General features: G+C 44.6%; 23 protein-coding genes and 1 tRNA gene. 10 read left to right on the top strand and 14 right to left on the bottom strand.

Annotated elements, in window-relative coordinates; translation table 11 throughout:
- Positions 1 to 103: 103 nt before the first annotated feature.
- The 5 genes from RJ41_RS00900 to dusC all read left to right on the top strand — a co-directional run bounded on the left by RJ41_RS00900 (position 104) and on the right by dusC (position 3,198).
- Positions 104 to 179: transfer RNA gene (locus tag RJ41_RS00900), tRNA-Glu, on the top strand.
- 348 nt (positions 180 to 527) lie between these two features.
- Positions 528 to 1,433: a M14 family metallopeptidase gene (locus RJ41_RS00895; protein WP_039216304.1), complete on the top strand. Its 906-nt coding sequence runs from the start codon at positions 528 to 530 to the stop codon at positions 1,431 to 1,433.
- Between the two features lie 59 nt (positions 1,434 to 1,492).
- Positions 1,493 to 1,714 (top strand): hypothetical protein, encoded by a 222-nt coding sequence (locus RJ41_RS00890; RefSeq protein ID WP_039216303.1) that lies wholly within the window; start codon positions 1,493 to 1,495, stop codon positions 1,712 to 1,714.
- Complete coding sequence (locus RJ41_RS18810; protein WP_084081744.1) at positions 1,711 to 1,872, top strand: DUF1289 domain-containing protein; 162 nt, start codon at positions 1,711 to 1,713, stop codon at positions 1,870 to 1,872. The genes RJ41_RS00890 and RJ41_RS18810 overlap by 4 nt, the downstream gene beginning before the upstream one ends.
- Before the next feature lie 387 nt (positions 1,873 to 2,259).
- Positions 2,260 to 3,198, top strand: a complete 939-nt coding sequence (gene dusC, locus RJ41_RS00885; RefSeq protein ID WP_039216302.1) for a tRNA dihydrouridine(16) synthase DusC — start codon at positions 2,260 to 2,262, stop codon at positions 3,196 to 3,198.
- A 30-nt stretch (positions 3,199 to 3,228) separates the two neighbouring features.
- On the opposite strand, the gene RJ41_RS00880 is transcribed toward dusC, so the two are convergent.
- Positions 3,229 to 4,203 carry a transposase gene (locus tag RJ41_RS00880; RefSeq protein WP_039216301.1) on the bottom strand — a complete coding sequence of 325 codons (975 nt, stop codon included), beginning with the start codon at positions 4,201 to 4,203 and terminating at the stop codon, positions 3,229 to 3,231.
- Between the two features lie 613 nt (positions 4,204 to 4,816).
- Positions 4,817 to 5,473, bottom strand: coding sequence for an arylesterase (locus RJ41_RS00875; RefSeq protein WP_039216300.1), 657 nt, complete (start codon positions 5,471 to 5,473; stop codon positions 4,817 to 4,819).
- Positions 5,474 to 5,489: 16 nt separating this feature from the next.
- Here RJ41_RS00875 and RJ41_RS00870 point away from each other — a divergent pair, with 16 nt between their 5' ends.
- Positions 5,490 to 6,188, top strand: coding sequence for an ABC transporter ATP-binding protein (locus RJ41_RS00870; protein WP_039216299.1), 699 nt, complete (start codon positions 5,490 to 5,492; stop codon positions 6,186 to 6,188).
- Positions 6,189 to 8,711, top strand: coding sequence for an ABC transporter permease (locus RJ41_RS00865; protein WP_039216298.1), 2,523 nt, complete (start codon positions 6,189 to 6,191; stop codon positions 8,709 to 8,711).
- Between the two features lie 325 nt (positions 8,712 to 9,036).
- Here RJ41_RS00865 and RJ41_RS00860 read toward each other — a convergent pair whose 3' ends face one another.
- Both RJ41_RS00860 and folX read right to left on the bottom strand, forming a co-directional pair.
- On the bottom strand, positions 9,037 to 9,933 hold the full coding sequence (locus tag RJ41_RS00860) for a TIGR01777 family oxidoreductase (protein WP_039216297.1): 897 nt from the start codon (positions 9,931 to 9,933) through the stop codon (positions 9,037 to 9,039).
- Positions 9,934 to 9,956: 23 nt separating this feature from the next.
- The gene (gene folX, locus RJ41_RS00855) at positions 9,957 to 10,325 is read right to left on the bottom strand and encodes a dihydroneopterin triphosphate 2'-epimerase (RefSeq protein WP_012517852.1); all 369 of its coding nucleotides are present in this window, start codon (positions 10,323 to 10,325) and stop codon (positions 9,957 to 9,959) included.
- Between the two features lie 73 nt (positions 10,326 to 10,398).
- Here folX and RJ41_RS00850 point away from each other — a divergent pair, with 73 nt between their 5' ends.
- Positions 10,399 to 11,439, top strand: coding sequence for an AI-2E family transporter (locus RJ41_RS00850; protein ID WP_014948934.1), 1,041 nt, complete (start codon positions 10,399 to 10,401; stop codon positions 11,437 to 11,439).
- A 281-nt stretch (positions 11,440 to 11,720) separates the two neighbouring features.
- On the opposite strand, the gene RJ41_RS00845 is transcribed toward RJ41_RS00850, so the two are convergent.
- From RJ41_RS00845 to RJ41_RS00835, 3 genes are read right to left on the bottom strand one after another with little or no spacing between them, the layout of a single operon-like run.
- On the bottom strand, positions 11,721 to 13,052 hold the full coding sequence (locus RJ41_RS00845) for an ATP-binding protein (protein ID WP_039216296.1): 1,332 nt from the start codon (positions 13,050 to 13,052) through the stop codon (positions 11,721 to 11,723).
- A complete protein-coding gene (locus RJ41_RS00840) occupies positions 13,049 to 13,723 on the bottom strand; it encodes a response regulator transcription factor (RefSeq protein ID WP_039216295.1) in 675 nt (224 codons plus the stop codon). Before RJ41_RS00840 ends, RJ41_RS00845 begins: the two co-directional genes overlap by 4 nt.
- A 1-nt stretch (position 13,724) precedes the next feature.
- Positions 13,725 to 13,994, bottom strand: coding sequence for a PepSY domain-containing protein (locus RJ41_RS00835; protein WP_039216294.1), 270 nt, complete (start codon positions 13,992 to 13,994; stop codon positions 13,725 to 13,727).
- Positions 13,995 to 14,625: 631 nt separating this feature from the next.
- Here RJ41_RS00835 and RJ41_RS00830 point away from each other — a divergent pair.
- Complete coding sequence (locus tag RJ41_RS00830) at positions 14,626 to 15,090, top strand: pyridoxamine 5'-phosphate oxidase family protein (protein WP_039216293.1); 465 nt, start codon at positions 14,626 to 14,628, stop codon at positions 15,088 to 15,090.
- 322 nt (positions 15,091 to 15,412) lie between these two features.
- On the opposite strand, the gene RJ41_RS00825 is transcribed toward RJ41_RS00830, so the two are convergent.
- From RJ41_RS00825 to RJ41_RS00795, 7 genes are read right to left on the bottom strand one after another with little or no spacing between them, the layout of a single operon-like run.
- Entirely contained in the window at positions 15,413 to 15,712 is a 300-nt protein-coding gene (locus RJ41_RS00825) for a YciI family protein (RefSeq protein WP_025254698.1), read from the bottom strand.
- Positions 15,713 to 15,716: 4 nt separating this feature from the next.
- Positions 15,717 to 16,526 (bottom strand): tryptophan synthase subunit alpha, encoded by an 810-nt coding sequence (gene trpA, locus RJ41_RS00820; protein WP_039216292.1) that lies wholly within the window; start codon positions 16,524 to 16,526, stop codon positions 15,717 to 15,719.
- A complete protein-coding gene (gene trpB, locus RJ41_RS00815; protein WP_014976090.1) occupies positions 16,526 to 17,707 on the bottom strand; it encodes a tryptophan synthase subunit beta in 1,182 nt (393 codons plus the stop codon). Before trpB ends, trpA begins: the two co-directional genes overlap by 1 nt.
- Before the next feature lie 20 nt (positions 17,708 to 17,727).
- On the bottom strand, positions 17,728 to 19,137 hold the full coding sequence (gene trpCF, locus RJ41_RS00810; RefSeq protein ID WP_039216291.1) for a bifunctional indole-3-glycerol-phosphate synthase TrpC/phosphoribosylanthranilate isomerase TrpF: 1,410 nt from the start codon (positions 19,135 to 19,137) through the stop codon (positions 17,728 to 17,730).
- Positions 19,130 to 20,161, bottom strand: coding sequence for an anthranilate phosphoribosyltransferase (gene trpD, locus RJ41_RS00805; RefSeq protein WP_039216290.1), 1,032 nt, complete (start codon positions 20,159 to 20,161; stop codon positions 19,130 to 19,132). Before trpD ends, trpCF begins: the two co-directional genes overlap by 8 nt.
- A complete protein-coding gene (locus RJ41_RS00800) occupies positions 20,154 to 20,786 on the bottom strand; it encodes an aminodeoxychorismate/anthranilate synthase component II (RefSeq protein ID WP_039216289.1) in 633 nt (210 codons plus the stop codon). Before RJ41_RS00800 ends, trpD begins: the two co-directional genes overlap by 8 nt.
- Positions 20,783 to 22,519, bottom strand: coding sequence for an anthranilate synthase component 1 (locus RJ41_RS00795; RefSeq protein WP_039216288.1), 1,737 nt, complete (start codon positions 22,517 to 22,519; stop codon positions 20,783 to 20,785). The genes RJ41_RS00800 and RJ41_RS00795 overlap by 4 nt, the downstream gene beginning before the upstream one ends.
- 278 nt (positions 22,520 to 22,797) lie before the next feature.
- Here RJ41_RS00795 and RJ41_RS00790 point away from each other — a divergent pair, with 278 nt between their 5' ends.
- The gene (locus tag RJ41_RS00790; RefSeq protein WP_039216287.1) at positions 22,798 to 23,655 is read left to right on the top strand and encodes a PHP domain-containing protein; all 858 of its coding nucleotides are present in this window, start codon (positions 22,798 to 22,800) and stop codon (positions 23,653 to 23,655) included.
- Positions 23,656 to 23,849: the final 194 nt, after the last annotated feature.

The raw sequence follows: 23,849 nt of genomic DNA, 5'->3' as shown, positions 1-23,849 counted from the left end.
AACTTCTGACTGAAAGTTTCGGTAAGGAAAGGTCGCTCAGTTCGCTGGCTCACTTCGCCTTACTGAAAATCTCGAAAGCGTTGCTTTCGAAAGAAGATTTTCAGTCCCCTTCGTCTAGAGGCCTAGGACACCGCCCTTTCACGGCGGTAACAGGGGTTCGAATCCCCTAGGGGACGCCATATCGAAAAAACCAGCCATTCGGCTGGTTTTTTTGTTTCTGGCTTAAAACTTTGTGGACAGACACTGCAATTAAATCTATAAGCAAATAGATGCAAAGCCATTTTAAGAAAGCTTCAGTGGACAGACACTCTTCTTTCCCTCTTTAAACCATCTACCTGGACATACACCGATCATTTTCATCGGAATTTGCAATTCTTACAAAAGAGGCGTCAACGCCTTCGCGCAAGTACTTTTCAGAGGTTCAATGCGTAAAGAACTCATGTCACAACCCTTTAAGAAACTTTTGTATGATAGATACGTGAGCTTGTTGAACTGTTATGATCTAAAAAATACAAAAGAGGTGTTATATGCAGAATTATCCAATTGGAACTCCTGGTGAGCCGTGGGGCGAAGAAGAAAAAGCCCAATGGAAAGCACGGCAGAATGCGAAAAGAAGTTATCAAGAAGAAGTCCTCAAAAAACTCTTTAAAATTATTCCTGAAGGTTTTGATTTAAAGCAGTACGGCGCACTTCCTTATGACACTGCTCGCTATCCACTATATGCTGTAATTCCAAAGAGTTTTGATGCTAATAAGCCGTCTGCACTTGTTACAGGTGGAGTTCACGGCTATGAAACCAGTGGCGTGCAGGGAGCTCTCCAGTTTATAGAAACAAAACTGTCTCAGTACGCTGAGCAACTAAACATAGTTGTTGTTCCATGTGTAAGTCCTTGGGGGTATGAGACGATAAATCGATGGAACCCGTTGGCGTTAGACCCAAATCGCTCATTTTACAAAGACTCGCCAGCTCCTGAGTCTGCTCAGCTTATGAAATTGGTGTCGGATTTAGCCTTACCTCTAACACTCCATATTGATTTACATGAAACGACGGATACGGACAACAGTGAATTTAGGCCAGCGCTAGCTGCGCGGGATGGCGTTACTCATGACAATTGGAACATTCCTGATGGTTTCTATACGGTTGCTAATACTCCCAGTCCACAAATAGAGTTTCAAAAAGCCGTTATTGAAGCGGTTAAGAAAGTAACGCATATCGCACCAGCCGATGAAAACGGAAAGATTATAGGTGCAGATGTGGTGAGTGAAGGAGTAATTTGCTACGACAAAAAAGCGTTGTATCTTTGCGGAGGTATGACAGATGCCAAATACGTTACAACTACAGAAGTTTATCCAGATAGCGATAATGCGACACCCAAAAACTGTAATGACGCTCAGGTAGCGGCGATTTGCGCTGCTCTCGATTATGTAAAATAGACGCTTGAACGTTTAGACGTCTAGATGTATATTTGAGCCTCTTTTTTAGGAGGCTCTTTGTGTTTACTTATTCTGCGGTTATCTACGACGGCAAAAAACAAAATTTGGTGAGATATGATTGTGGGACAGACACTGAGTTTTCCTCATATCTTGAGTCGCGTTTTGGTTGCCATGTTTGTCTATGGTCAAATAAAGAACTATCTGAAACTACTATGGCGGCTATTGCTGCGTCACGAGCACACAGTAAAAAAGACGGTTTAGATAAAACAGAAGTATTATGAACTTGATTTCCCCATGTGTAGCTTTGTGCAAATTAAGCGAAGACGACATTTGCATTGGGTGTAAACGTACGATTGAAGAAATTATCAATTGGCGGACATACACTGATAATCAAAAAAAGGCGGTACTCGCTCGCCTTGAAAGTACGGAAAAAATATAGCTAAACAGTCATAGCCTTGTGAATAGGCTAATAGCATCTAGTCGCCTGAAAAGCACTGTCCACGAAGCAATGCACAAAGCAATGAATGGACAGACACTCGGATTATCCTCTTTGTATAAAATTAGAAGTCATCTAAGTTTTTACATGGGTCAAAGAGCATAGTGTGGCCCTGTGGAAAGAGCCCAGAGGACAGAGAGCCTAGTGGACAGACACTCATATTCCATAACTCCAAGTTTATTTATTAGTGATGCAGAGCCGCTTAAAAACATGCCTGAAAACGGACAGTCACAGAAGTTGAAAAACTACGTATTGAAATCTGGCTGATATAAGCGCTTTTTGCTAAACTCCCGCGCCGATTTTATGTTCTATTAAACTGAGATGTTTGCAATGAAAGTAATGCTTGCCCCTATGGAGGGCGTTGTTGATTACTTAATGAGAGATATGCTTACTCGCGTGGGTGGTTTTGATCAGTGCGTTACTGAATTTGTGAGAGTGGTCGATCAAAAGTTACCAAAGAAAACGTTTTATAGACTTTGTCCTGAGCTTCACAATGGCGGCAAAACTCCGTCAGGCGTGCCTGTTCGAGTTCAATTATTAGGGCAACACCCACAGTGGCTTGCAGAGAATGCACAAACAGCAATAGAGCTGGGCTCTCCAGGTGTTGACCTAAACTTTGGTTGTCCTGCAAAAACAGTTAATAAGAGTAAGGGAGGGGCGGTGTTGTTGAAAGAGACCCAAACCCTTTACGACATAGTGAAAGCTGTAAGGGACGCTGTTCCAGCAGAAATCCCGGTTTCAGCCAAAATCAGACTAGGTTTTGAAGACAAATCTTTAGCTATCGATAACGCAATTGCAATCACGGAAGCAGGCGCCTCTGAGCTCGTTGTTCATGCGCGGACCAAAACGGAGGGGTATAAACCACCGGCTTATTGGGACTGGATAGCGAAGATAAAACAACACACCGATATTCCACTTGTCGCAAATGGTGAAATTTGGAACGCTGAAGACGCTCAGCGTTGTCAGAGCCAATCAGACTGTACCAACCTTATGATTGGACGAGGTGCATTGGCAATGCCTAATTTGGCGCTGAGTATTAAAGAGGGTGTAGCACCTATGCCATGGTCTGAACTGGCTGCTTTGCTGATTCAGTACTCTGGCTACGAAATTTTTGGAGACAAGGGTAAATATTACCCCAATCGAATTAAGCAATGGTGCGGCTATCTGAAAAGACAATACCCCGAAGCTGAAGTTTTATTCAACGACATTAGACGTCTAACGAATTCTCAAGACATAGTTGACGTACTAGCTCGCCAAGCAGACGTCTAGCCCAACACTATTGCAATGGTGCCAAGAGGATCACGAGAGATACCTTTGGGCATTTGTGACGTTAGGGCGACACGCCCTTTGACAGCATCTCGCAAAATCCTCCATCATCTCGGGGCAGCCAACAGGACCTGTAAAAAGTGTTTCAAAATTACTGGTTACTAATTGCCAGTTCTCTTTTGTCATCCCAAGTTTACTTAGCAGCCGGCTAGGGAGCTTAGTGGTTTTGTAGGTATCGTTATTGCGCTCCGCGTGCATTGTATCAGTGATAAGCTGCAAATAATCGGTAAGTGCGAAAGGTAAGGCCACCGTCTTAATGTATTTACTATCGTTAAAAGGCATTAAAAATTTGGGCGTTTTGTTCGAGCGTTTGGCGTTCAAGCGATATTGGATACTAGTATGATGTGAGTTGCTTAGCGTTGTCGCTATTTTTGCTCGAATAGGATTTAAATCGACGTAAGCCATTACGCTGGCAAGTGCTTTCTCATCGAGTATAGCTTGTGACCTAAACCTTCTTTCCCAGAAATAGCCCTTACATTCATCTTCTTTATTAGCTCTTCGAGCAATATATTCATTGAGCATGCGCATAAACCAGCTAATGCTTTGAAGGCGCTCTCGATATACAACAGATAGTGATTTTAATTCTGCAAGCTCTTCTGACGTTACTGAGTCAACGTTTTCTAGATACCGCTGTACTACGGGAGGACATTTATAAAACATTCTCCATCGAAGCAATACCTCATCCATTGTCCAGCCTTCAGCTCTGCCTTTTGCTATATGCAATACCACATGAATGTGATTGTGCATAACAGCGTAGGCGCATAAGTCGATGGCAAAAGCTTGAGAAAGCTTATGGAGCCTGTCTTGAATCCACTTTCTTCTATGCTCATAGTTTATGCCAGTGCGGGCATCGCGACCACAAAGGTAAGATTGCCTCACGCAGCGAGAAATGCAGTGATAATAAGGTGTAACATCAGTATTTATTTGCTTGTAACGAGGTAGAGGCATATCCGTATCCCATAGTTATTTAAAGGTATTATGAGATATACGGCGTCAATTTTAAGTGGTCTTTGGGACAGTTTTAGGCGGACGTTACTTCCAATGAGTGCACTTTCAATCGAATATCATAGAGAGTCTCAGTCGAAAGTGGATAACTAGAACTGAAAATCGTGGACAGACACTCAAGCTTAATAGCGGATAGGCATTTATCATTGCGTCAAACAGACTAAAAAGAAAAAGGACAGACACTCATATTTAGTAAGTGTCTGTCCTTTCTAATTCTTTCTAATTTCTCTTTAATTCCCTAATTTTGCTCATACACCTCTACTTGCTAGAGGACTAGACAAAAAAATGGACGAGTGTCTGTCCCTAACAGTTTTCAATAAAAAGGAGTTTAAACATACACATCAACTCTAGAACCCACACGCCCATCGTTATTGCTTGAGGTCTGTTGTGTGCTTTGAGGCTGAGTCTCGCGACTTTCTTGCACATTACGGGGCTCAACCTGTTGAGTAGGTCGCTGAGGCGATTCTAAGACAGTGGAAACGGGAGACGAATTAACAGAAGAAGCGTCCATAAACAAACCTCGCATTTAACAAATCACTCAATAAGAATAGCACAATTATTGAGCGTCAAGAATTAAACTTCTTAAGTGTCTGTCCATAAAACTAGCGATCAAAGGCTGCGCCTCAGCATTTGGATGAATACCATCGTTTTGCATTAAGTCCTTATTTAGCGCTATTTCTTCAAGGAAAAAGGGGATTTTTTGCACGTCCTGAGCTTCCGCTACTTTATTGAAGTTTTGTGTAAACATTTGCGTATAGCGCTTACCGTAATTAGAAGGAATCTGCATTTCTTGTAGAAACACTACGGCATTACTCTCCTTTGCAACGGTTACCAGAGAGTCTAAATTATCCTTAATCTTACCGATATTGTGCCCTTGAAGGCCGTCATTACCACCCAGTTCAATCAATACATGGGTAGGATTGTGTTGTTCTAATAAACGAGGAAATCGCGCCAAACCACCGTCAGTGGTCTCTCCGCTTACCGCAGCATTTACAATATCAATCGGAATGTTGTCGTCTTGCCACATCTTTTGTAACAAACTGACCCAACCCTCATGTTGCTGTAATCCATAAGCCGCGGATAAACTGTCACCTAGGATAAGTAAAACCGCATTTTCGCTTGTGTCGCTCTGCTCGGCTTGATCTGATAGCGCTTGAAAGGGTATTAAAAGAATAAGTAATAAAGCGAACAAATAACGAAATTTAACAAACACGAATTGATGACCTCTTATGATAAAAGCTAATGCTGTAACCAAAGTAGTGGATACGAGTGAAGGTTCACTGCAGATCCTTCGTTCTATTTCTTTTGAAGTCAAGTCTGGTGAGTCCGTTGCCATTATTGGCGCGTCAGGCTCGGGTAAGTCAACCCTTTTGGGCTTGTTGGCAGGGCTTGACCAAGTTACAGAAGGGGAAATTTTCTTAGACGGTGAAGCACTTCACAGCATGAATGAAGAAGAGCGCGCGATTTTAAGAGGAAATAAAGTAGGCTTTATTTTTCAGAGCTTTATGTTAGTTCAAAGCTTAACTGCCTTTGAAAATGTGATGCTACCTGCAGAAATTGCAGGGCTTGATAACCCGAAAGCACTAGCTTTGGATATTCTAGAGCAAGTTGGTTTAAAACATCGCGCACATCATTTTCCTAACCAGTTATCGGGGGGCGAGCAACAGCGCGTTGCCATAGCGCGAGCATTTATTACCTCTCCCAAAATACTTTTCGCCGATGAGCCTACCGGCAACCTAGACGCCAAAAACAGTGAAAAAATCGAAGCGCTGTTGTTCGAGATGAATAGAGAAAAAGGCACAACTCTCGTACTCGTAACTCATGATAACGAGCTTGCGGAACATTGTGACAGGCAACTCACTATGAATGCTGGCGAATTAGTTGAAACAACTGGCGCGAACACAATGAATAAGAAAGAGGCGGTTTAGATGTCGACGTCTTTTAATTTAGCTTGGCGGCTTTTCAAGCATGAGGCTAGACGTGGTGAACTGACCATCATATTGCTGGCTATTGTGCTATCTGTGGCCGCAGTGTTGTCGCTGTCTCTTTTCAGTGAGCGTTTACAAGGCGCACTAAAGTCTCGGTCTGCGGCTTTCATTGCAGCAGATGCTCAACTTCGCTCAGACGATCCTATAAACGAAGAGTGGTTGGCTAGAGCCCAAGAAGAGGGCCTTGAGACGGCAAAGCAGGTGGCAACACGCTCAATGGTGTTTAAAGGCAACGAGATGTCGCTTGTTGATTTGCGAGCTGTGAATGAAGCTTATCCACTGAAAGGGACAGTCAATATTACTGACCAGCCGTTCGGGGAAAAACGTGCTACCGCAGGGTTACCACAATCTGGCGAAGCATGGGTACAGTCTAGACTTTTTCAAAGTTTAGGGCTTTCTATTGGCGATAGTATCGAAATTGGTGATGGAACTTTTACCGTCACCCATGTGCTGGTAGATATTCCAGATGCTGGTTTTAGCGTGTTTAATACCGACCCTATTGCGCTGATTAACTTAGATGACTTGGAAAAAACTGCGATAACCGGGCCAGGAAGTCGCGCTCGTTATGTGGGCTTTTTTGCCGGTGATGCGGGTGATATAGAAAGTTTCAATACCTGGTTATTGCCCCAATTAAATGACGACTTACACTCGTGGCGGACAGTCGAAGATGACGAGTCAGCGATAGGGCGTTCTGTCGCAAGTGCTGAGCGCTATTTTCTGTTAGCAAGCTTGTTAGCAATTGTACTAGCAGCAGTTTCCATTGCCGTTGCTGCTCAGCGTTATGCTCAACGTCACTTTGACCCTGTGGCAATAATGAAGACCTTGGGGGCAACAAGCAGCACCATTCGGAAAGTCTATTTGTTCCAGATTTTATTCATTACTGGGCTTGGTATATTTATCGGCCTCGTTATTGGTTTTATCGGTCAGCAAGTGGTGGTTTCACTAGTAGCGGATAGGGTGGATGTATCTCTTGATGTGTGGCATTGGCGACCACTTTTAATCGCCGTTGCTACAGGCGCTACGTGTGCATTGCTTTTTTCCTTATATCCGCTTTTGCAGCTTTTTTCAGTTCCCCCGCTTCGCGTATTAAGAAAGGACATATCAGCGAATTTACGTTCCAGAAGCATTCAGTTCGTGGCTTCCGGTGGTGCAATATTCTTACTGATGTGGATGTATAGCCGAGATTTAAAAATTAGCGCAATTCTTTTCGTTTCTGGCGCTGCGCTGGTTTTTGGACTGCTTGGCGCTACATACATCTTGATTGCTGTGGGACGCAAGTTGGGCAGTGGAAGGATGGGGGCGTGGCAATTGGCATGGGCTCGTATTAAGCGACGTGCGATGGACAACAGCGTGCAGCTTATTAGCTTCTCTGTCACCATTATGTTGCTTTTAGTGGTGCTGGTAATGCGCAACGATATGGTTTCGCAATGGCGCTCGCAACTGCCCGAAGGAACACCGAACTATTTCTTAATAAACATTACTCCAGACATACAACCAGAGTTGGACAGACACTTCGCTGACAACGGGGTAGATATCGAAGAGTTTTATCCTGTCATCCGAGGTCGATTTGTTTCGGTAAATGGAGAAGGGGTAAACACCGAGGTTTCTAAAGAAGATGAGCCGAATCGAGAAGGCCGAAGAGGTTTAGGCAGAGAAGCAAATCTAACTTGGAGTAACACGCTTCAAAACGAAAACGAGGTTATTGATGGGAACTGGCATGGCGATGAGGATAAACAATACAGCGAAGGATGGTTCCCGGTTTCCGTTGAAGAAGGCGTTGCAGAAAGGTTGAACATTAAAATGGGCGATCGGCTTACTTTTAATGTGGGCAGCGAGATTGTCGAAACGAAAGTAACAAGTATCCGTACTGTGAATTGGCAGACCATGCAGCCCAACTTCTTCTTCGTTATTCACCCCGAGGCGATGGCTGCATTTAGCCCAACTTATATTACTAGTTTTTACCTTCCTACCGAGAGAAAGGAAGAGTTAACCAACCTACTTAAGCCGTTTGCATCAATAACTATGTTCGACGTTGATGCTCGAATTAATCAGTTGCGAGAGATTGTGGATCAAGTGTCTGTTGCCGTTGAATTTATTTTGGTGCTGGTATTGTTAGCGGGCAGCTTAGTATTGATTGCTCAAGTACAGGCGAGCATGGATGAACGCAGACAGGAAATAGCCATACTTCGAACACTCGGTGCAAAGGGGGCATTGATAAGAAAAAGTGTTATTTTCGAGTTTGTTATCATTGGTGTAGTAGCAGGCTTTATGGCAGCAATGGCCAATGAGTTGAGCCTTTACTTACTTCAAACCTCTGTGTTTCAAATGGAAGCAAGCTTACACCCAGAATACTGGGCAATAGCGCCAAGTGTTGGCGCTGTCGTTGTAGGCATATTAGGTGCGTTTGGATGCTGGCGTTTGCTTACACTTAATACCAGCCAGATGCTGCGGAACATGGTTTAGGTATTTTTGTGTTTAGAAGGCGCGTTAATTCAAAATGGACAGACACTTGGTTAAGTGCCGTTTAAATTAAGGGCAGTGGACAGTCACTCAATTCAAATGAGTGTCTGTCCACTGTGCATTTCACAGCAAAATGCTGCTAATTACGAATGAGTGATTTTCGCTAAGAGTTTGAGAAGTACTTTGGTTTGAAAGTGAATAGAAGTTTTTGAGGTCTGTGACTAAGTAGAGTACCTAGCGATAATGTTATGCAATAAATGTGGACAGTCACTTGCTTAGCAATTCAAGTGACTGTCCACAAGGCACATAACGAATTTCAGTTATTCAACTAAGCGCGATATATACCACTTAGCGCCTCGTCGATAGAAGGGAAGTCAAAACTGAAACCGGCGGTAGTGAGCTTTTGAGGAATGACTCTTTGCCCTTCAAGTATCATCGTCGATGATTCGCCCATGGCTACTTTCATAACAAAGCCCGGGACATTGAACAGGCAAGGTCGGTTAAGTGATTTTGCGAGCGCTTTAGAGAACATCTTGTTCGTGACAGGCTCCGGTGCCGTTAAGTTAAATGCACCAGAACATGCACTATTCTCGAGCAAGAACGAGATAGCACGCACCATATCTTGTAAGTGGATCCAGGCCAAATATTGACTACCACTCCCAAGTGTACCTCCGGCTCCCAATTTAAACGGTAGTGCCATTTTCCCTAACGCTCCGCCTTTTTCGGTGAGAACTACACCAGTTCGAAGCGTTACGACACGTGTCTTAGCTTGATCTACACTTTGGGCAATAGTCTCCCATTTAGCGCACAGTTCATGGGTGAACTCGTTATGAGGAGGAGTTTCTTCAGTTACAAGCTTGTCTCCTTGATTGCCGTAGTAACCAATCGCGGAGCCCGATAAGAAAACAGGCGGAGGCGCATCACAACTATTTATTTTTGAGACTAGCTCAGAAGTGATGTCCCAGCGGCTATTGCAAATTATTTTCTTTTGAGTGTCTATCCAGCGCTTATCGGCGATAGGCTCACCAGCTAAATTAATTACTGCGTCGAAACTTTCAAAATTCTCTATCGAAGAAACGTTCTCTACGATTTTGACGTTATCCCCCAATTTGCTCTTTGCTTTTGTAAAGTCGCGAGAAATCACCGTAAATTCATGTTCTCGAGAATATTGACGAATAAATTCGCTTCCTATCAGCCCTGTTCCACCGGTCAAAAGAATGTTCACAATTAGCTCCTCGAGGTATGACCTTATCCCGTCTTATTGCAAGATAGTGTCAGGGACACGGAATCAGAAAATCTAAGGGCATGTGGCTTATCGACCTCAACCTCAGCGTAGCGCACCGAAGAATGTTCTGCGGCAATGCTTAGCACATCGGCGGTAAGTTTTTCCAGAAGAGAAAAACGGTTGTCTTCTACAAGCTTGATGATTGCCTTTGTAATCGTTTTATAGTTAAGCGCATCACTCATATCGTCGGTGTTCGTCGCTTTTTCAGCGTCGTAATCAATTTTCACGTTAACAACAACGTCCTGCTTGTTTTTTATTTCATCTTCATTGATGCCGATGTATGTGCGTAGTCTTAAGTTTTTAATTTTAATAGTGGCAAGATTAAAGTTCATTGAAGTCTCTTGTTTGTAGTTGTTTATAAGTCGTTGTAAAGTGTTGTCGTTTCAGTCAGGAATGTAGCACAAAATGTCAATGGAACTACGCTCGCCAACAGCAAAAATTCTAATCGTTTTAGCATGTTTAGTAGTGGTAATGGCTGGTATTAAAGCCGCCAGTACGATCATGGTACCGTTTTTTCTCTCTATTTTTATAGCGATCGCGTGTAGCCCAATAATACGTTGGACTTCGAAATTTGGCGTGCCTAAATGGCTCTCTATAACTTTTGTTATACTGCTTATCGTTGTTTTTGGTTTTCTTTTAGCTGGCTTAGTTGGCCAGTCTATGACCGAGTTTCGAGAAAATTTGCCAGAATATAGAAGTAAGCTTGATACAGAGTTTGCCTGGGTTGTGTCCAAATTGGCTGAATTTAATATTCACATCAATAGAGAGTTAATCGCTTCGCACCTTGATCCAGCAACGGCTATGTCTGTAGCAACAAATTTCATTAGCGGAATGGGCGGCGTACTTTCAAACCTTTTCCTTATTCTTCTTACTGTCATTTTCATGCTTTTTGAAGCAGACAGTATTCCCCGCCGGTTACATATTGCCCTTGCCGATCCTGGAATGAAACTAAAGCATATCGACAGATTTATTCGTTCTGTGAACAGTTACTTAGCGATAAAAACTGTGGTCAGTTTAGGGACAGGTTTGATTATTGGTATTTGGCTGTATGTGATGGGAGTAGATCATTTCATGCTTTGGGCTGTGTTGGCGTTTATGCTCAACTTTATTCCTAACATTGGCTCAATTATCGCTGCTGTGCCCGCAGTGTTGATAGCCTTTGTTCAACTTGGGCCTGCCTCAGCAGGTTTTGCAGCGCTTGGCTTTGTGCTTGTTAATACCATCATGGGTAATATGGTGGAACCTCGATTGATGGGTAAGGGCATGGGGCTCTCTACGCTCGTGGTATTCCTTTCGTTAATATTTTGGGGGTGGCTGCTAGGCACCGTTGGAATGTTGCTCTCAGTTCCTTTAACCATGGTGGTAAAAATAGCATTAGAGTCTCGCGAAGAGAGCAAGTGGCTTGCTGTGCTGTTATCGAGTGAAGGTGAGAAGTCTGCGTCGTAACTTAGTGGAAGTAGAAAGTGGACAGACACTTGTTTGTGAAAGTCGATAGTGGACAGACACTCAATCGATTTAAAAAAATCTCTCATTGGTCTCTAGCTAAACAGTCAATTGAGAATGTGTCTGTCTGCCCCAAACTTTTGGGCAAGATTAAGTGTGTGTCCACTTTCCATACGCACCAAATTTTTGTAGGAACTCAAGTGTCTGTCCACTTTCATACTTGAGCAATTGAAAGCTCAAGGATTTAACGGTCATACACAAACTTCGTTGTACTTTTTAAAGCACTATTCGTGATTGGGAAATTGAATAACGATACGAGCACCGCCAAGCGAACTGTCCTCGATGAGCATTCTACCTTCGTAGATTGAAACTAAATCGGCCGCCAACGCCATGCCTATTCCATGGCCTTCTGTATAGGTATCAAGTCGAGTTCCTCGCTCTAACAAAAGCACTTTTTTGTCGTCAGGAATACCAGGGCCGTCGTCTTCTACTTTAATTGTTAGCCAACCAGCACGCTTCGACGCTGATACGATAATTCTATTGGTCGCTGCTTTGCATGCATTGTCTAGAAGGTTGCCACATAGTTCCATGAAGTCGGTCTCGTCTCCTTTAAACTGAGTATCCTCATCCAGTTCAAACTCTATAGTAAGGGCTTTATCTTGGTAGACCTTGTCCATTGCATCGGCAAGCTTGTGCAAAATGGGTAATATATAGATAGCTTGTTGCCAGCCAGATTTTCCAGCACTCGCTCTTTTCAGCTGGCGTTTAATGATTCGGTCAATTTGCTGTAATGCTTCGTTTACCTCAGTAGGTAAATCGCTAGTGCCCGATGCTACTGCCAAAGGCGTCTTCAAACTATGTGCTAAGTCTCCTAAACTGTTTTTATATCTCGCCCTTTGGGCGGCCTCAGTTTGAAGCAAACCATTAATGGATTGTTTTAAGGAATCGAATTCAACGGGATAGCGTGATTCTAACTGGCGTTTATGTCCACTTGAGGCTTGTGAAATTTCGTCAATTAACTTCCTAACAGGAAGAAGTACTAGGCTAATCCCGATAATAATAAAAATTAGGAGCGCTATACAGAGCGTGAAAATCCACTGCCACGTCGTGTCTAAGAATGTATTCCGCTCTGCTTCAAAAAGTGCTTTATTGTTAAATATATAAAAACGAACAGGCTCGAAGTCTCTACTTGAAGCAAATTCCGCAGTAAAGGCGTATACAAAAAACTCGGAATCTTCTTCAAACTTAGGTGTATGAGAATCCAAAAATAACTCGTTACCGACTGCAACGTCTATCTCAGGTGGTGCAAAGGTATATTCAAGAGCTGAGGCTGACTGCCAAATTACTTCGTCTCGAAACACAATCATGCCAAGATAACCTGATCCCGGAAGGTTTAACTGCTCTTCGTATAAAATTTCAGGCATATAGGGCAGGTCGCCATCTAACTCGAAAGCCGATAACAGACCTAAGTTCATCAACCTAAGCTCACTCATCTTGGCTTGCGTAAGGCTATCAGTATATGCCTCGTCTAAAATGACAACAGTAAAGGGCGCAAATAACGCTAGAAGAACAATCGCTAGAAAGATACTCCGAAGACGTAGCGACAATTGCCTCATAAACTTCTATTTATCCTATAGCCTCTACCTCGAAGGGTTTCGATTGGCTTTAACTCACCGGTCGGGTCCAGCTTTTTCCGCAGTCTTCCAACGAAAACCTCTATGACATTACTATCTAAATCGAAATCTTGGTCATAAATGTGCTCGGTTAGCTCTGTTTTTGAGATGACCTTTTGCGGGTTAAGCATAAGGTACTCCATGACTTTGTATTCGTAAGCTGTTAGATCCAGAGCTTGACCGTTTAACGATAGTTCTTCACTAACGGTATCCAGCGAGATAGGGCCGAACTGAATGGTTGGGTTCGCTTGTCCTGAAGCTCGTCGAATTAGTGCTTTTGTTCGAGCAAGTAACTCTTCGTTATGAAAGGGTTTGGTAAGGTAGTCATCGGCTCCGGCATCAAGGCCTTCTACTTTCTCTTGCCACCTATCTCTAGCAGTTAAAATGAGTATAGGGCAGGAAATATCAGCTTGACGGGCTTTTCGTATAACCTCAAATCCGTCTAGCTTTGGCATGCCGATGTCGACGATAGCCAAGTCATAGCTATATTCTCTAATGAGAAAAAGCGCGTGCTCACCATTATCTGCGAGGTCTACGCTATAGCCATTTTGCTGAAGGAACGCATCAAGTTGGGTTAATAATCTGCTATCGTCTTCGGCTACGAGGATACGCATGTTAATCCTTATCTTTATTTGTTTTTACCTTGCCTGAGCGTTTGTCTACGTCTACTGATACTACTCGCCCTGACTTTTTAAGTACTTTTACCCGGTAGTTTTTTGAGGTCTGTTCAACTTTTAAGACGCGTCCATTTACAGCAACGCGAGCACGATCAGCAGCTTCGCTTTTTGATATATCGCCGCCAGAGTCTTGAAACGCCAAAGCTGGCGCTGTGTTAGACAAAGCTAACACTAAACAAACTACTGCAACACGAAGCGATAATTTCATACAACCTCACAATTATTATCCCACTCAGGCCAAACTACAGATAAGTATAACTTGGTTAACTGAACCCATTCTGAACTAGGTATAGTCTACCTTGCGGAGCAAAAGCTGTATATAAGCCTTAAGTAAATGGCATTTACGAAAGAGCAAATATTGTGGACAGACACTTAGTTGCTAAGAGGCCGGAAGTCAAAATGAGAGTGTCTGTCCACAAGTCTATTTCTAAGCTTCAAAGTGACGCATATATTTAAGTGCTCTAGTTAGTAAGTCATATTGAGTAATCTTTACTCCTACTTTGAAAAAGTGTCTGTCCACTTTGTTGATTGTTATTAAGGGGGACCAATGTTTATTGTGCAAACGAGTGACTGTCCACGGTTTTTGTAAATTAGTTCTCAACGCTCATATGGATGTATGAGTGTGTGTCCAAAGCTGTACCTAACTGGTGTGTAGTGGAGAGCTTACGTTTCTCAATAACTCTTTTGGCAGCTGAGCGGGATGATATTGACTTTTTTGGCATGCCACGTGCGAGGCATAAGCTTCAGATGAATCAATAAAATGAAAATAAGGTGTTTTGTTCAACTGCTCGATTCAATAGTAATGTCGGACAGACACTTATTTTCAACAAGGAGGAGCTATGTCTAGCGATATTAAGAAAACAATGTGGAAAGCAATGTCAGATAGTCCAAAAGTCATGGTAAGTCTGGTAGGCGAGGATATGCATGCCGAGCCTATGTACGCCCAACTTGATAAAGACGCTGATAGCGAGTTTTGGTTTTACACTAGTCGAGACAACCGCATTGCTAAAGGTGGAAAAGCCATGGTTCACTTTGCATCCAAAGGCCATGATGTATTTGCTTGCATCCGAGGCAACCTCACTGTTGAATCACGTAAAGAGGTGATTGATAAATACTGGTCTAATCCAGTAGAAGCATGGTTCGATAAAGGTAGAGATGATCCTTCTTTATTAATGCTTCGCTTCGAACTTACAGATGCAGAAGTGTGGGATGCAGACCCTTCACTCAAAGGCATGTTTAAAATGCTTACTGGTAAAACGGTGAAGCCAGAAGAGATGGGTGAACACGAAAAGGTCGATCTTTAAGGGCCAATTTTATGACGAAGCTTTGAGGAGCTGGGACACTTACTCAGAGGAGCGAGTGTCTGTCCACAAGGGATTGTTTATTACGGTTGTTGGCCGATTATTAAGTGACTGTCCATTATCAACAATATGAAGCTTGGCAAACAATTACGTGTGTGTGTTCTCATTAGTCTAGCAAATGAGTGACTGTCCACACTAGTTTAATAAATAAGTGTTAGCTTTGTTACTGTTGAAGCAACAAAAAAGCCCCTTGAAACCGGAGCTATTCGGTCTTAAGGGGCTTTCATTATTTATCGAAGTTTACTACATAGCGTTTAGCTAAACTTTAAGGCAAAACCTTTTTGTAAGGTTTAACTACAACACTTTCATAAACACCAGCTTCGATGTACGGGTCGGCTTCTGCCCATGCTTGAGCAGCTTCTAGTGAATCAAACTCTGCTACTACTAGCGAACCAGTAAATCCGGCTGGACCAGGATCTGGGCTATCTACAGCAGGGAAGGGGCCTGCCATAACTAAACGGCCCGCATCTTTTAATGCATTCAAACGTTCAAGGTGAGCAGGTCGCGCCGCTAGGCGTTTTTCTAGACTGTCCGCCACATCGGTTGCACAAATCATATATAGCATACGTTTATCCTTTTGCCGTAGCTGCTTTCATGTTTTCAACAAAGCTGCCGAGCTCGCTTAGCATTTTGTGACTGTCCGATAAATTGGCTGCGATAATATTCACTGTCGCCGAGCCTGAAATTGCGCCAGCGGCACCTGCGTCAATAGCAGATTTAACCTGTTCCGGTGTAGAAATACCAAAGCCTAACAATGCTGGCGCTGCTTTGTGTTTGTTCAAGCGCTCAATAAGCTCTGAAGCAGGCACGTTTGCGGCAGTTTCTGCGCCAGTAACGCCCGCACGACCCAGCAAATACGTGTAACCTTTCGAGTATTCCCCGATTTTTTCCATGGTTTCGTCAGTAGCATTAGGTGGTGCAATCAGAATTTGTGAAATGCCAGTGGCTTCGGCTGCTTTTTGAAAAGGTGCCGCTTCGCGAATAGGAACGTCAGCGACCAAAATTGAGTCAACGCCTGCCTCTTGCGCTTTATTGTAAAAATTTTCGATGCCTTGGGCCATTACTAAGTTGCTGTACAGAAGCAAGCCGATAGGCACATTAGGATATTTTGCGCGAACACGTGAAATAACACCCAAGCAATCTGCTACCGTCACCTTGTTATTTAATGCGCGAATAGCAGAAGCTTGAATCGTGGGGCCATCGGCGATGGGGTCAGAGTAAGGTATACCTAACTCAAGTGCGTCAGCACCGCTTTCTACTAGCTGGCAAATAATGGCTTCAGATTGCGTTAAATCGGGGTCACCAACCATTACAAAAGGTACGAAAGCGCCTTGGTTCTTTTTATCAAGCCCGGCAAACATTTGTGCATATCTATCCATTATAAATCGTCCCCTAAAATGTTGATAACGTGCGCTAAATCTTTGTCGCCACGGCCTGATAAGTTAACTACGATGATGGTTTCTTCTTCCGCTTCATCTGCCATATTAAGCGCGTGCGCTAAGGCATGCGACGATTCAAGGGCAGGAATAATACCTTCTTTTCTTGCAAGCAATTGGAATGCGTTCAGCGCTTCTTCGTCGGTGGCGGCCACGTATTCCGCTCGGCCAATGTCGTGAAGATAAGCATGCTGAGGGCCAACAGCAGGGTAGTCCAGACCAGCAGATACTGAGTAGCTCTCTTCGATCTGGCCTTCTTTGTCTTGCATAATGAAGGTGTAAGCGCCGTGAAGAATACCTTTTGTACCCGTCACGATAGTAGCGCCGTGCTCTTTGGTGTGCACACCTTTACCCGCAGGCTCAACGCCCACTAAGCGTACAGATGGCTCATCAATAAAGTCTGCAAACATACCGATAGCATTTGAGCCCCCGCCCACACATGCTACTACGGCGTCAGGTAAGCGACCTTCTTTTTCCATAATTTGTGCACGAGTTTCTTCACCAATCATACGGTGATATTCACGAACAATAGTCGGGAACGGGTGTGGGCCCGCGGCTGTGCCTAACAAATAGTGCGCTTTATCATAGTTTGCCGACCAGTCGCGCATGGCTTCGTTTACGGCATCTTTAAGCGTACCAGAACCGGCATTCACAGGAATAACTTCTGCGCCCATCAGCTTCATACGGAACACGTTTGGCGCTTGACGTTCAACGTCTTTCGCACCCATATAAATACGCGCTTTAAGCCCCAACAACGCACATGCTAACGCGGTTGCAACACCGTGCTGACCTGCGCCTGTTTCGGCGATCACTTCTTTTTTACCCATTCGCTTAGTCAGCAGCGCTTGGCCTAACACCTGGTTAGTTTTGTGTGCACCACCGTGTAGTAGGTCTTCACGCTTTAGGTATAATTTTACCTTTGGGTTACTTACCAGATTGCGAGTTAACGTCATTGATGTGGGGCGACCGGCATAGTCTTTTAACAGAGATAAAAACTCTTCGTTAAATGTCGGGTCGTCCTTGGCATCCAAAAATGCTTTTTCCAGTTGGTCTAGTGCTGGAATAAGTAGCTCGGGCACGTACATGCCACCAAATTCACCAAATTTTGTATCTAACTGGTTCATTACGTTGTCCTGTATTTAAATTAGTAACGGCGGCAAATGGCAAAAAGCGCGTCGAGTTTTTCTTCGCTTTTCACGCCGGGTGCGGTTTCTACGCCTGAATTCACATCAATAGCACCACAGCCGGTTGCAATAGCTTCTGCAACATTCTGGGCGTTAATACCGCCAGCAAGCACTAACTTATGCTTCGCTTCGATATCGTTTAATAGCTGCCAATTGAACGCTTCGCCTGTACCGCCTTTGGCATCACCCACTTGGCAATCTAGAAGAACACGGCTTACTAGGCTATTGTTTAAGTGTCTGTCCACTGCGTCTGGTAGTGCGCCAGAAGAGGTTGCTTTAACACCTTCGACTTTCCAAATTTCACAACCTTCTGGAAGCTTGGCAGCAAGCGCTGAAATGTAGGTGTCATCTTCGCTGCCGTGAAGCTGCACGGCAAAAAGGTTGAGCGAGGCGGCGAGTGATGCCACTTCATCAATGTCGTGATTAACGAACACACCAACAAAAGCAACGTCAACGCTTTGTGTTATGGTCAAAGCCTCTGCTTCGCTCACACAGCGTGGCGATTTTTCAGCGAAGATAAGCCCGCCAAAGCTTGCGCCTTTATCGAATGCTATTTGTGCTTGTTGGGGGCTGGTAAGCCCACACACTTTAACTGCACCATTCACTAACGTTTTTACTGCGCGCGGCAGGTCAGCCTCGGCCATTAACGCACTGCCCACCAAAAAGCCTTGGGATACAGGCGCTAAACGAAGTACGTCTTGGTGTGTGTATATGCCCGACTCTGAAATAACCACGTAGTCGTGCGTGGCTTTTTCAAGCATGGGCACAAGGCGTTCTGTGGTCGCTAAATCGGTAGAAAGGTCGCGTAAGTTGCGATTGTTGATACCAATGATGTTGGCTTCAAGAGCAATAGCGCGCTCCATTTCTTCTTCATTACTTACTTCGGTAAGAATGTCTAACGACAGAGCATTGGCAACGCTTGCCAACTCTCGATATTCGTCATCATTTAGCACACTAAGCATTAAAAGCACGGCATCAGCATTATAGTGACGGGCTAAATACACTTGATAGGTATCAACGAAGAAATCTTTGTTAAGCACAGGCTGAGCAACACGCTCAGTAACATAAGCTAAGTACTCAAATTTACCTTGGAAGTACTTCTCGTCTGTCAGCACAGAAATACCGGCAGCATAAGGCGTGTAAGCTGCTAAGATCTCGTCTAAATCGAAATGCTCTCGAATAAGGCCTTTTGAAGGCGATGCTTTTTTGCATTCGAAGATAAAGCCTGCGTTTGGCTCACTAAGTGCCGCAAATAAACTCTTTTTGGAAGAAACTAGATTCGCCTTGAAGCTTTCTAGCGGCAGTGCTTCTTTGCGTGCGGCCACTTCTTCTCGTTTGTCTGCAACAATTTTCTCAAGCACATTAGCCATTCGTGCTTACCTCCTGAGTAATTTTGGCAACCTTCGTTAATAACTGCATGGGTAACCCTTCCGCCATAGCGTTCATCGCCATTTCAGCCCCTTCTTTGAAGGTTGAGGCTTTGCCGGTTACTTTCAGCAGTGCCCCGCAGTTCATGGCGATAGCGGCACGGTGCGCCTCTTTACCTTCGCCGTTTAGCGCTGCTTCAACAAATTGTCTGTTTTCTTCAGGTTCACCGCCTTCAATCGCGGAAAGAGGATAATGAGGTAAACCGAAGTCTTTAGCGGTAACGGTAAGCTTGCGAATATCGCCGTGCTCAAGGTCGTAAATCATTGATTCGCCGTGAAGCGCCAGTTCATCCAAGCCATCGCCATGCACTATCATTGCGCGGTGTTGGCCAAGCAGCATAAGGGTTTTTGCGTAAGGTTCAAGCAGTTCAGGCGAGTATACGCCGAAAACGCCGTGAGTTGGACCCGCCGGGTTTGCCAGCGGCCCCAGTATATTAAATAAGGTTCTGGTCTTCATCGCAGCGCGCACGGGGGCTGCGTGGCGCATACCGGCGTGATAAACCGGTGCAAAAAGAAATGTGAAATTTGCTTCATCTAAGCACTTGCGGGATGTTTCTGGGCTAATTTCTAAATTAAGACCAAACTGGCGAAACAAATCAGCAGAGCCAGACTTACTCGATACACTGCGATTACCGTGTTTCGCCACCTTCACGCCACAAGATGCGGCAACTACACCGGCTGCACTGGAAATATTAATGGTGTTGTGGCCATCGCCGCCTGTACCAACGATATCTGCAAACTCATAAGACGGTGTGGGAAAGGGCAGTGCATTGGCAACCATGGCACTCGCCGCACCCGCAATTTCGCTGGGTGATTCTTTTTTCATTTTCAGCGCAGTCAGCACTGAAGCAATCATCACCTCGCTTTGCTCACCGTGCATGATGCTGTTAAACAAGCTGTATGCCTCGGTTTGCGACAGTGATTCTCGCAACATAATTTGTTCTAGTAGAGGGCCTGCGTTAAGCATGGTTCGCTCCCTGTAACGTTAAATAGTCAATACTTTGCTTTAACAGCAAACTGCCGTGGGCTGTTAAAATAGATTCCGGGTGAAATTGGAAACCCAACATGCGATCTTCGCTGTTGTAAACTGCCATTACGGCCTCAGTGCCGTCATCGTTTATTGTAGATGCGCAAACAGTAAGGTTTTCAGGCAATGAATGTGCCACTAAAGAGTGGTAGCGTGCTACATGTAAGGGCTGCTGTAAGCCTTTGAACATGGCGTCTTCAGAATGGGTAATAGCAGAAGACTTGCCGTGCATAACTTGGCTGGCGCGACCTACGGTGCCGCCGTAATGCTCAACAATAGCTTGATGGCCTAAACAAATACCAATTACGGGGAACACACCGTGTACTTTTTTAAGTAGCTCAGGCATACAGCCGGCTTCACTTGGTGCGCCTGGACCTGGTGACAACATAAGAAGCACTGGGCCTTTCGTTGCTTGTTCCTGCATTCTTTCAAACAGAGCATTTGCTGAAACCGTGTTGCGATAGACCTTAATGTCTAGGTTTAAGGTGCGCAGTTCGTCCACAAGGTTGTAGGTAAATGAGTCTACATTGTCGAGCAAAAATAGGGTGGTCACTTGCTGATTCATGCGTTGCCTCCTTCATTTAATGCAACGTTGATACTTTCAGCTTCTTCTTGTAGCGCTGCTTTTACTGCACCAATTACCGCTTGTGCCTTAGCGCGGGTTTCATCAGCTTCAGCTTGTGGAACCGAGTCATATACTACACCTGCACCCGCTTGAATATAAGCCGTGCCGTTTTTCACAAACGCTGAACGAATGACAATACAAGTGTCCATATCGCCTTGACCATTCAAGTAGCCAACCGCGCCGCCATAACTGCCGCGGCGTTTTTTCTCTACTTCACGAATTAACGTCGCTGCGCTTACTTTTGGTGCGCCAACTAGAGTGCCCATATTCATGCAGGCTTGATAAGCGTGCAGTGGATCTAAGTCGTCACGTAGCTGGCCAACCACGCGCGACACCAAGTGCATCACGTGAGAGTAACGGTCAACCTTTAGCAAGTCTTTCACATAGCGCGTGCCTGGGCGACTCACTTTTGCCACATCGTTTCGAGCAAGGTCAACCAGCATAATGTGCTCAGACTTTTCTTTGGTGTCTTCGCGAAGGTTAAGCTCAATACGGCTGTCTAAATCTCTGTCGATACTGCCATCAGGGCGCTTGCCACGTGGACGGGTACCGGCAATCGGGTAGATCTCTACCTGATTACTTTCTCTTTCGTATTTAAGCGCTGATTCAGGAGAGGCACCAAATATGCTGAAAGCTGCATCTTGCATGTAAAACATGTAAGGGCTTGGGTTTGATTCTTTAAGTTTAGCGTAAGCAAGTAGCGGCGAAGGGCAGGGGAGAGAGAATGTGCGCGAGGGCACAACCTGAAAAATATCGCCGGCTAAAATGTGCTGTTTTAAGTCCAGCACATGGTTGCAGAACTGTTCATCACTTAAATCAACACTAACTTCAACGCTTGGGTCAAAAGAAGAAAGTGACTGTCCGTTTTCGGTTTCGTTTGGGCTTTCTGAGTCGGAAACGAGTGACTGTCCACTTTGTGCTTCACTTTCTACATCGGTAATCTTTGCTGTATTTGCACCTACTAACACGGGCTTGGCAGGCATATCGTGTAGCTGCTGATGAATGGCTTCTAAGCGCTGAGCAATGGTAAAGTATTGCTGGGCAACGTCTTGTCCACTAAATACACTGCCAATTAAATGGGTCTCGCGGGTTTGGTGGTCAACGGTAATTAAGGTCTCTGCCAAGTAAAAAACAAAGTCAGGACAGTCATTTTCACCTTCAGCAACATCAGGTAATTTTTCAAAACCTGCTAGCATGTCATAGGCAAAAACACCGCCTAAGAAAACGGCGTGGGGATGTTGGCGGATTGGCGTTATCTTATTGATAACAATGCGAAGCGCGTCCATTACGCTTGCGGCCTTTAAGCGACTGTCTTCGTCAAGTTCACCGTCAGCCTCATCACACACCAACGTAATTGAAGTGTCTGTCCTTTCTTTGATGTATAGGCCGTCAGGGGCGTGGTCAACAAATAAAGGTAACACTGAAGCGCCGTTGCCTGTCAGTGCTTTCACTTCAACGCGGTTGCCCCGGCATTCCATGCGCAGTGCTGCGTCAACCATTAACAAGCTTTGTAAATCGTCTTTAGAATCAATTTCTGCCGACTCTAAAAGCAATGCGTTATTTTTATTGTCACAAAGGTGGGCAAATGCGGCAAGTGGATCATCGACATAGTGTCCCACCTGCTCAATTGTCTCTACCTTACCTGGAGAAATCCCCAGTTCCGCTAAACTCATTTTTGCTACTCTCCAACTGCAAAAAGACAAAAAAAAGGCCCGTATAAACGGGCCTTTATGTGTATTCATTCACGCACTACAGTGCACACCGCCCGTTAAGTTAGGAAGTGCCACCACCAAGCTGCAACTGTCATTGCTGTTGAAACATTGTATGAATGCATGAATTACTCGTTGTTTTTCCAAACTTCAATAGGATTTGAAGCGGTTAGTACGTATACTTTATGTGTATAGAAGAAAACAAATTGCCCTTTGTGTCAACCTAAAATTTGCATAAGACATTGAAAATAGATCTACACAGTCATACAAAATTCTCTGATGGCCACCTAACGCCAGAAGAGTTAATCCTTCGCGCGCACACCATGCAGGTGGATGCGCTTGCCGTTACCGACCACGATACGGTAGCCGGTTTGGAAGAAGCACATGCTACCCAATCGAAGCAAAAACGTGCATTAACCATTATTGATGGTGTTGAAATTTCCACCACTTGGCACAGTTTCGATATCCATGTAGTTGGATTAAATGTGGACAGACACTGCCCAACGTTTCTTGAGCGGCTGCAAGGCCAGTCTCAAACCCGAGAAGCCCGAGCTGAAAAAATTGCTGATAAGCTCGAAAAGTGTGGGTTTGAAGGTGTTCTAACGCGAGCAAAAGCGCTAGCGGGCGTTGGCCAGGTGACACGGGCGCACTTTGCGCGCGTATTAGTAAACAACTACGGTGTGCCAAGTATGGACGCCGCGTTTAAAAAGTATCTTGGCAAAGGCAAACGAGCTGCAGTTAAAGCAGAGTGGCCAAGTATTGAAACGGCTATCGAGTGGATCCACGATGCAGGTGGACAAGCTGTACTGGCTCATCCCGCTCATTATGATATGACAGCGAAGTGGCTACGGCGCTTAGTGGCCTTGTTCGAACAAGCTGGTGGTGACGCCATTGAAACCGCATTTCCAGGTATTAATAAAACCAAACAAGAGCTTATTAATGAGCTTGCACAAACCCATCAGTTGTTAGCATCGGCGGGCTCTGATTTTCACTTTCCGTCTCGTTGGACTGAGCTGGGTAAGAACCTCGGCATTAGCAGTAAGCTCACACCCGTATGGCATAATTGGAAACAATTTGAAGGGCAGATGGCCGAGAGCTAAGGCAATCTAATTTGCAACGCTCTCGGTATAAATGGGCAAGGTAAGGCAAATGGTTCACGTACGGTTGATGAGCGCTATAGCTACTTAAAATGCCGAGAGTTGGTTGGTAAAAAGCTCAAAAGCTAATTTAACCAACGAGTTTAACCAACGAGCTTAACCAGCAAGCTTTACGAGTGGACAGACACTTACCTCGT

The sequence above is a fragment of the Alteromonas marina genome, assembly GCF_000808575.1.
Taxonomy (GTDB): Bacteria; Pseudomonadota; Gammaproteobacteria; order Enterobacterales; family Alteromonadaceae; genus Alteromonas; species Alteromonas marina_A.
Note: the sequence above shows the minus strand (reverse complement) of the source record. Positions and strands in the feature narration are given on the sequence as shown.

Coding starts and splice junctions, on each gene's coding strand:
- RJ41_RS00830 (WP_039216293.1), top strand. CDS start 14,626: ATGTCTAGCGATATTAAGAAAACAATGTGGAAAGCAATGTCAGATAGT.
- RJ41_RS00865 (WP_039216298.1), top strand. CDS start 6,189: ATGTCGACGTCTTTTAATTTAGCTTGGCGGCTTTTCAAGCATGAGGCT.
- RJ41_RS00895 (WP_039216304.1), top strand. CDS start 528: ATGCAGAATTATCCAATTGGAACTCCTGGTGAGCCGTGGGGCGAAGAA.
- RJ41_RS00845 (WP_039216296.1), bottom strand. CDS start 13,052: ATGAGGCAATTGTCGCTACGTCTTCGGAGTATCTTTCTAGCGATTGTT.
- RJ41_RS00800 (WP_039216289.1), bottom strand. CDS start 20,786: ATGAATCAGCAAGTGACCACCCTATTTTTGCTCGACAATGTAGACTCA.
- RJ41_RS00795 (WP_039216288.1), bottom strand. CDS start 22,519: ATGAGTTTAGCGGAACTGGGGATTTCTCCAGGTAAGGTAGAGACAATT.
- RJ41_RS00825 (WP_025254698.1), bottom strand. CDS start 15,712: ATGCTATATATGATTTGTGCAACCGATGTGGCGGACAGTCTAGAAAAA.
- RJ41_RS00850 (WP_014948934.1), top strand. CDS start 10,399: ATGTCAATGGAACTACGCTCGCCAACAGCAAAAATTCTAATCGTTTTA.
- RJ41_RS00835 (WP_039216294.1), bottom strand. CDS start 13,994: ATGAAATTATCGCTTCGTGTTGCAGTAGTTTGTTTAGTGTTAGCTTTG.
- trpCF (WP_039216291.1), bottom strand. CDS start 19,137: ATGGCTAATGTGCTTGAGAAAATTGTTGCAGACAAACGAGAAGAAGTG.
- folX (WP_012517852.1), bottom strand. CDS start 10,325: ATGAACTTTAATCTTGCCACTATTAAAATTAAAAACTTAAGACTACGC.
- RJ41_RS00840 (WP_039216295.1), bottom strand. CDS start 13,723: ATGCGTATCCTCGTAGCCGAAGACGATAGCAGATTATTAACCCAACTT.
- trpB (WP_014976090.1), bottom strand. CDS start 17,707: ATGAACCAGTTAGATACAAAATTTGGTGAATTTGGTGGCATGTACGTG.
- RJ41_RS18810 (WP_084081744.1), top strand. CDS start 1,711: ATGAACTTGATTTCCCCATGTGTAGCTTTGTGCAAATTAAGCGAAGAC.
- RJ41_RS00870 (WP_039216299.1), top strand. CDS start 5,490: ATGATAAAAGCTAATGCTGTAACCAAAGTAGTGGATACGAGTGAAGGT.
- RJ41_RS00880 (WP_039216301.1), bottom strand. CDS start 4,203: ATGCCTCTACCTCGTTACAAGCAAATAAATACTGATGTTACACCTTAT.
- trpA (WP_039216292.1), bottom strand. CDS start 16,526: ATGGATAGATATGCACAAATGTTTGCCGGGCTTGATAAAAAGAACCAA.
- trpD (WP_039216290.1), bottom strand. CDS start 20,161: ATGCTTAACGCAGGCCCTCTACTAGAACAAATTATGTTGCGAGAATCA.
- dusC (WP_039216302.1), top strand. CDS start 2,260: ATGAAAGTAATGCTTGCCCCTATGGAGGGCGTTGTTGATTACTTAATG.